Below are 6,436 nucleotides of genomic sequence, written 5' to 3'. Positions count from 1 at the left end.
GCCGGCGGGGCGGCCGGCCGGCCGCCGCCGGGCAGGCCGATGAACGCGCCCACCAGCAGCAGGGCGAGGCCGACCAGGACCGCCCCGACCGGGACGTGCACCCGGACCGCGCTGATCTTGAAGGCGGTCGAGTTCGCCATGTCGACCAGCCCGCGGACCGACGCCGGGACGGTGTGGAGGTCGGCCGAGGCGACCGTCATCCGGCCCTTGCCGTCGGCCGTCTGGACGGTGCTGTGGATCTGCTGGCGGTGCTTGACCGGGATCCCGGTGCGCGGGTCGACCCAGACGGTGATGGTGGCCTGCGAGTAGCGGTCCACCTTCTGGTCGGGGGCGTTCGCCTTCAGCCCGAGCATCTTCGCCGGGAGCTTGGTGTCCACGGCGGCGGTCTTGGTGTTGGGGACCTGCTGGACGAACCGGTACGCCCGCATCCCCAGCACCTCCTCCTCACCGGAGTAGCGCATCGCGGCGGGCTGCTTGGTGGTCATGTCGAAGAACGGGTAGTCCTGCTTGCGCACGTTCGCCAGCGGGAACAGCAGCCCGTACCCGGACATCCGCACCTTGGTGTCGCCGTCGACGTTCGCGCCGCAGCAGTTGGTCAGCTGGGACGTCCGCCGGTCGAACGCGATCCGGTAGCCCTGGATCTGGATGGGCTTGTCCGGGTCGGCGGTGTCGACGATGTTGGTGGAGGAGTCCCAGACGGCGATCCGGTCGTTCCCGCCGTTGGCCCGGACGTCGCCGCGCACGGTGTTGCTGGCCTGGAGCTTGACGCCGGTCTTGGTCTTGAGGGTGGCGGTGTCGAAGTATGTGGCGTTCTGGGCCTCCAGGCGGGTGACCTGGTAGCGGTTCAGCGGTGCCAGGACGACCTGCCCGGCGACGTAGAACCGGACGAGGGGCGCGAGCGTGAGGAAGAAAGCGCCCAGGCAGATCAGGATCAATCCGACCGGTCGCCGCATGAACACCTCCGGGGGACGCCGCTGAATCCACCGGCCAGGAGGCCGTGCTCGGCATGTGCGGGTTACCCTACAGGACCTCTCAAATCGCCCGTCCAATAAGAAGGCCGACTTGCAGGACAGCACCGACAGGACGCCGCGGGCCCGCTGGCTCGCGCTGCTCGCGGTGCTGCTGGCCACGTTCATGGACCTGGTGGACGTCACGATCGTCGGGGTGGCGCTGCGCGCGATCCAGACCGATCTGGACGCCTCGTACGCGGCGGGCCAGTGGTTCACCGCCGGGTACACGCTGGCGTTCGCGCTGCTGCTGGTCACCGGCGGGCGGCTCGGCGACATCCACGGCCGGCGCCGGGTGTTCGTGATCGGCGTCGCCGGGTTCACCGCGGCGTCGGCCCTGGCCGCCGCGGCGCCCACCGCCGGGCTGCTGGTGGCGGCGCGGGTGGCGCAGGGCGCGTTCGGCGGCGTGATGGTCCCGCAGGTCATGTCGATCATCGCGACCGAGTTCCGGCCGGGCCGGGAGCGCACGCTGGCGATCAGCCTGTACGGGGTCGTGCTCGGCGCCGGGCAGGTCAGCGGGCCGATGCTGGGCGGGCTGCTGACCGGCGGCGGCCCCGGCTGGCGGTGGATCTTCCTGATCAACCTGCCGGTCGGCGCGGTGGCGCTGGCCGGCGCGCTGCGCTGGATGAACGAGTCGCGCGCCGAGCGTCCGCCGCGCCTGGACCTGCCGGGGATGGTGTTGGTCTCGGCGGGCTCGCTGCTGCTGGCCTACCCCCTCGTGCAGGGCCGCGAGCTGGACTGGCCCTGGTGGACGCTCGCGTCGATGGCCGCCGCGGTGCCCGTCCTGTACGCCTTCGTCCGCCACCAGCGGCGCCGGGAGCGGCGCGGGCGGGCCGTGCTGGTCCCGATGGGGCTGTTCCTGCGCCGCTCGTTCGCCGCCGGGAACGCGCTGCTCTTCGTGCTCTTCAGCGGCGTCTCGGCGTACTTCATCGTGCTGACCTGGACGTTCCAGTTCGGGCTCGGCTGGTCGCCGCTGCGGGTCGCGCTGGTGGGGCTGGCGTGGCCGGCCGGGATCGCCTGCACGGCGCAGCTCACCAACCGGTACGGGCAGCCGCGGGCGCGGTTCCTGGTGGCGCTGGGCACGCCCGCGATGGCGGCGTTCACGGCCGTGCTGGCCTGGTCGGTGGCCCGGCACGGCGAGCACGTGACGGCCTGGCAGGTGGCGCCGTGGCTGTTCGGCGCCGGGATCGGGATGGGGCTGACGATCCCGATCCTGTCCAACCTGGTGCTGGGCGATCTCCCGCCGGACGACGCCGGGGCCGCGTCCGGCGTGCTCAACTCGGTGATCCAGCTCGGCAACGCGATGGGCGTGGCGCTGGCCGGGGTGGTCTTCTTCGGCGGGCACGGGACCGGTTCCGGCCCCGGCGGCTTCGCGGGGGCCGGCGCCCGTACGCTGCTGTTCAGCGCCGTGGCGTTCGCGCTCGCGGCGCTGCTGTCGCCGCTGCTGCCGCGCCGGGTCGCCCGTACGGGACCGGACGCGGCCGCCGGCCCGGAAGGCGGCCCGGAGGACTCCCCGCTGCTGTCTACCGGCCGGTAGGATCCGGCCTCACGCGCCCCGGCGTACTGACGACCGTTCACCGAACCCCGCGAGGTGGCCATGACCGCGGTCCGCCCCACCCCCGGCGCCTCCGCCGCGCCCGGCGCCACGCGCAGGCAGGCGGCCACGCTGGCGCGTTCGGTACGGCTGCTCAGCGCGTTCCGCAAGGAGCAGGCGGACCCGGAGGCCTTCTACGCGCTGATGGCGCGGGACACGGTCGCCCAGCTCGCGTCGTACACCGCCCTGGACGGGGCCACCGTGGTGGACGTGGGCACCGGCACCGGGTTCTTCACGCGCGAGCTCCAGGCCGCGGGCGCCCGCTGCGTGGGCATCGACCACGATCTCGCCGAACTCGTCTCGCTCCGCGCCCCGGCCGCCGGCACCCTGGTGGCCAGCGCGCTCGCGCTGCCGTTCCGTACCGGCTCGGCGGACGTCTGCTTCTCCTCCAACGTGCTCGAACACGTACCGGATCCCTGGCGGATGGCCGGCGAGATGGTCCGCGTGACGAGGCCCGGCGGGATCGTCTACCTGTCGTTCACCAACTGGCTCTCCCCCTGGGGCGGGCACGAGACGTCCCCCTGGCACTACCTGGGAGGCGACCGGGCGGCCCGCCGCTACCAGCGCAGGCACGGGCGTCCCCCGAAGAACCGCTTCGGCGAGAGCCTGCACCCCGTGTCGGTGGCGGCGGCCCTTGCGTGGGCGCGCTCCTGCGAGGAGGTGCAGGTGCTGGACGCGATCCCGCGCTACCTCCCGCGCTGGGCGGAGGGCGTCGTGCGCGTGCCGGGGCTGCGCGAGGTCGCCACCTGGAACCTCGTCCTCGTGCTGCGCAGGCTGCCGTGAGCGCGCCCGCGAGCAACGGCCGGTGGGGCACCACGAGGCGGGTCGCGCCGGCCGCGCGTCCCGCCGCACCGCGGGGCCTCCCGGCCATCTCCGGCCACCAGAACGCGCTGGACGGCATCCGCGCGATCGCCGCGCTGGCCGTCCTCGTCTACCACGTGGCCGGTTCGTCCGGCGCGCTCCACAGGGGCGGCCTCGGCTGGCTCTACAACGGCGGCCAGATCGGCGTGCCGATCTTCTTCACGCTCTCCGGCCTGCTCCTCTACCGGCCGTGGGCCGCGGCCGTGCTGGACCCGGACCGCCCCCGGCCGAGCACCAGGTCGTACCTGCGCAAGCGGGCCTTCCGCATCCTGCCCGCCTACTGGGCCGTCGTCATCTGCTTCATGGTCACCGCCGGCCTGGACCACGTGACCGACGCGTTCTCGTGGGTCTCGCTGCTCACGCTGACGCACACGTACGTGCCGGATCCCTGGTGGGGCAGCACCCTGGGGCCGGCGCACCTCGGCCAGATCTGGAGCCTCACCGTCGAGGCCGCCTGGTACCTCACGCTGCCCGCGACGGCCGCGGTCCTCGCCTGGTACGCGCGGCGCGCCCCGTCCGGCGACGTCGGCGCGCGGGCCCGGAGGCTGCTGCGGGGGCTGGCCGTCTACGCCGTGCTGTCGTTCGCCTACACGGCCGCCATGTTCATCCCGCAACCGCAGCCGATGATGGGGCTGTGGCTGCCGCGCTTCTTCGCGTGGTTCGCGATCGGGATGGCGCTGGCCGTCGTGACCGTCTGGGCGCGGCTGGAGCCGGACGGGCCCGTGCCGCGCCTGTGCCGCACGGTCGCCGGCTCGTGGCGGGCCTGCTGGGCGGGGGCGGCGCTGCTGTACGTCATCGGCGCCACGCCCGCGACCGGCCCGCTCGACCTCGTCACGCTGGACGTGGTGTGGACGTCGATGCTGGAGATCCTGGTCAACGGCCTGTGCGCGGCGGCGTTCGTGGCGCCCGCGGCGCTGGCCTCCGAGCGCGACGCGGTGATCGGGACGGTGCTGGGCAACCCGGTGATGCGGTTCCTGGGCCGGATCTCCTACAGCGTGTTCCTGTGGCAGATGCTGATCGTCGTCGGCTGGTACGAGTGGACCGGCCGGACGTTCCGCGGCGACGTCATGACCGATCTTCCCCTTCTGCTGGCAGCGACCATCGCAGCGGCGACGGCGAGCTACTACCTGGTGGAACGGCCGGCTCAGCGGCTGGCCCGCCCGCGCCGGGATCGGGATCGGGATCGGCGTCCTCCGGCTCCGGAGCCGGATCGGGAGCCGGAGCCGCGGCCGGGGCAGGGGCCGGAGCAGGCTCGGGAGCCGGAGACCGCGGAACCAGCGGCGCCGGCCCCGCCCAGCTCAACTCGATCGACCCTTCCCGACCTGCCCGCGGAGCGCGGCGGGGACGCGACAGCTGAACGGCCGCCCGGCCGAGGATGAGCAGCCCCAGGACCTGGGGGACGGTGTCGGCGAGCAGGCCCGCGGGCGCGGCCGGGTTGTCCACCGCCTTCGCCCAGAAGCCCCAGGCCAGGCAGCCCGTACCGGCGATCATGAGGATCGCGGCCGTCCACGGCGACGCGGGCGCCCGCAGCGGCGCGGACCCGCGCGTGCGGGACCAGGCGGCCAGCACGGCGGAGGCGGTGGCGGCGGCGAGCCCGACCGGCCCGGCGACCCACAGCCCGAGCAGCGCCGCCAGCGGCACCGCCGCCCACAGCGGCCAGCCCCGCAGGTCCGCGCGCGGCGGCCGCGGCGCCGGCCGGCGGGCGCCCGGCCAGACCGCCACGAGCAGCAGCAGGAGCAGCAGGTTGAGCCCGGCCACGACCGCGATGCGCTGCGCCCGGTCCGGGCGGAAGGTCAGCTCGGCGGTGCCGGACGTCCCGGCGGGCACGATCCAGCCCTGCTTCCAGCCGTCCAGCCGTACGGGGCGCAGCGCCTTGCCGCCGACGCGCGCCTCCCAGCCGGGGTTGTAGTTCTCGTTCACGGTCAGGAACGACCGGCCGGCGGCGTCCACCTGGAGCCTGCGCTCGCCCGGCGACCAGCTCAGCACCTTCACGGGCGAGGGCCGCGGCTCGTCCCGCGCGGCGCGCTCGCCCACCACGGCGGTCTCGATGCGGTAGCCGTCGAACGGCGGCGCGGACAGCCGGTTGGGGCCGGCGGCGACGGGCGTGCGGCGGCACGCCTCGTACTTCACGGGACGGCCTTCCAGCAGGTCTCCCATCGTCCCGCTGACCTTGGTCCGCACGGTCGTCTTCCCGACGACCAGCCGGGGGCCGAGGCCGCACTCCAGCCCGAGCGGCAGGCCGCGGACGTCCCGGAACGCCCGGACGCCGGGCACCCGCACCTCGCTGACCTGGATCGGCTCGACCCGTCCGGCACGCGAGAACGTCAGCGTCAGCCGGTCGGTGTCCAGCGGCGCGAACGAGAGCCGCCCGCGCGCGTCCGTCATCGCCTCGCGGGCCTGGCCGCCGCGCCCCTCGATCCGGACCCGCGCCGGACCGCCCATCGCCGGCGGCCGGTCGATGGTGAGCCGGGAGACCTTCGTCCGGCGGCCCCACTGGACGGTGAACGACGGGTTCATGTCGTTCTCATCGGCGATCCAGGACGTGGCCGGGTCGCCGTCGAACGCCGACCGCGGCTGCGCGGCCGGGTGATCGGTCAGCGTGCTGCTCGCCGCGACCCTCGGATCGCCCTTCAGGGACGTGTACCGGGCGATCAGCTCCCGGCTGGTGAGGACGGCCGTTCCCGAGATCGGCGCCTGCCGGGCCTGCGGGACGGTGAACGTCCGGTCGAACGCCTCGCCCTCCTCGTCCCGCGTGCCGAGCGTGTCGGAGCAGACCCAGCGCCGGGGGCCCTCCATGCAGTCGGCCCGCCCGCCCGGCACGCGGCTCATGACGAACTCGGGCGTCCCCGTGGCGCCGTCCGGCGAGGGGAGCGCGTAGGTGCGGCCGGCCGTCACGCCGCCGACGCGCAGCTCGGTGATCCCCGCGCGGGCGAACGTGGCGTCCCCGGAGTCGCGGGCGACCTCGGTGATGCGC

Annotated in this window: 4 protein-coding genes; 3 read left to right on the top strand and 1 reads right to left on the bottom strand. The window is 74.6% G+C overall.

The features are described 5' to 3' along the window. Positions 1–953, bottom strand: a 953-nt coding sequence (locus AB0881_RS29080; RefSeq protein ID WP_366621897.1) for a DUF3068 domain-containing protein, incomplete at its 3' end; no start/stop codon positions are given. 109 nt (positions 954–1,062) lie between these two features. Here AB0881_RS29080 and AB0881_RS29075 point away from each other — a divergent pair. From AB0881_RS29075 to AB0881_RS29065, 3 genes are read left to right on the top strand one after another with little or no spacing between them, the layout of a single operon-like run. Then, a complete protein-coding gene (locus tag AB0881_RS29075) occupies positions 1,063–2,544 on the top strand; it encodes an MFS transporter (protein WP_366621895.1) in 1,482 nt (493 codons plus the stop codon). Positions 2,545–2,604: 60 nt separating this feature from the next. Next, the gene (locus tag AB0881_RS29070) at positions 2,605–3,384 is read left to right on the top strand and encodes a methyltransferase domain-containing protein (protein ID WP_366621893.1); all 780 of its coding nucleotides are present in this window, start codon (positions 2,605–2,607) and stop codon (positions 3,382–3,384) included. Then, positions 3,381–4,841 carry an acyltransferase gene (locus tag AB0881_RS29065; protein WP_366621891.1) on the top strand — a complete coding sequence of 487 codons (1,461 nt, stop codon included), beginning with the start codon at positions 3,381–3,383 and terminating at the stop codon, positions 4,839–4,841. The genes AB0881_RS29070 and AB0881_RS29065 overlap by 4 nt, the downstream gene beginning before the upstream one ends. The last annotated feature ends 1,595 nt before the right edge of the window (positions 4,842–6,436 follow it).

The organism is Spirillospora sp. NPDC029432, from assembly GCF_040703975.1.
Classification (GTDB): domain Bacteria; phylum Actinomycetota; class Actinomycetes; order Streptosporangiales; family Streptosporangiaceae; genus Spirillospora.
The sequence above is the reverse complement of the archived record's forward strand: the minus strand, read 5'-3'. Positions and strand labels throughout refer to the sequence as shown.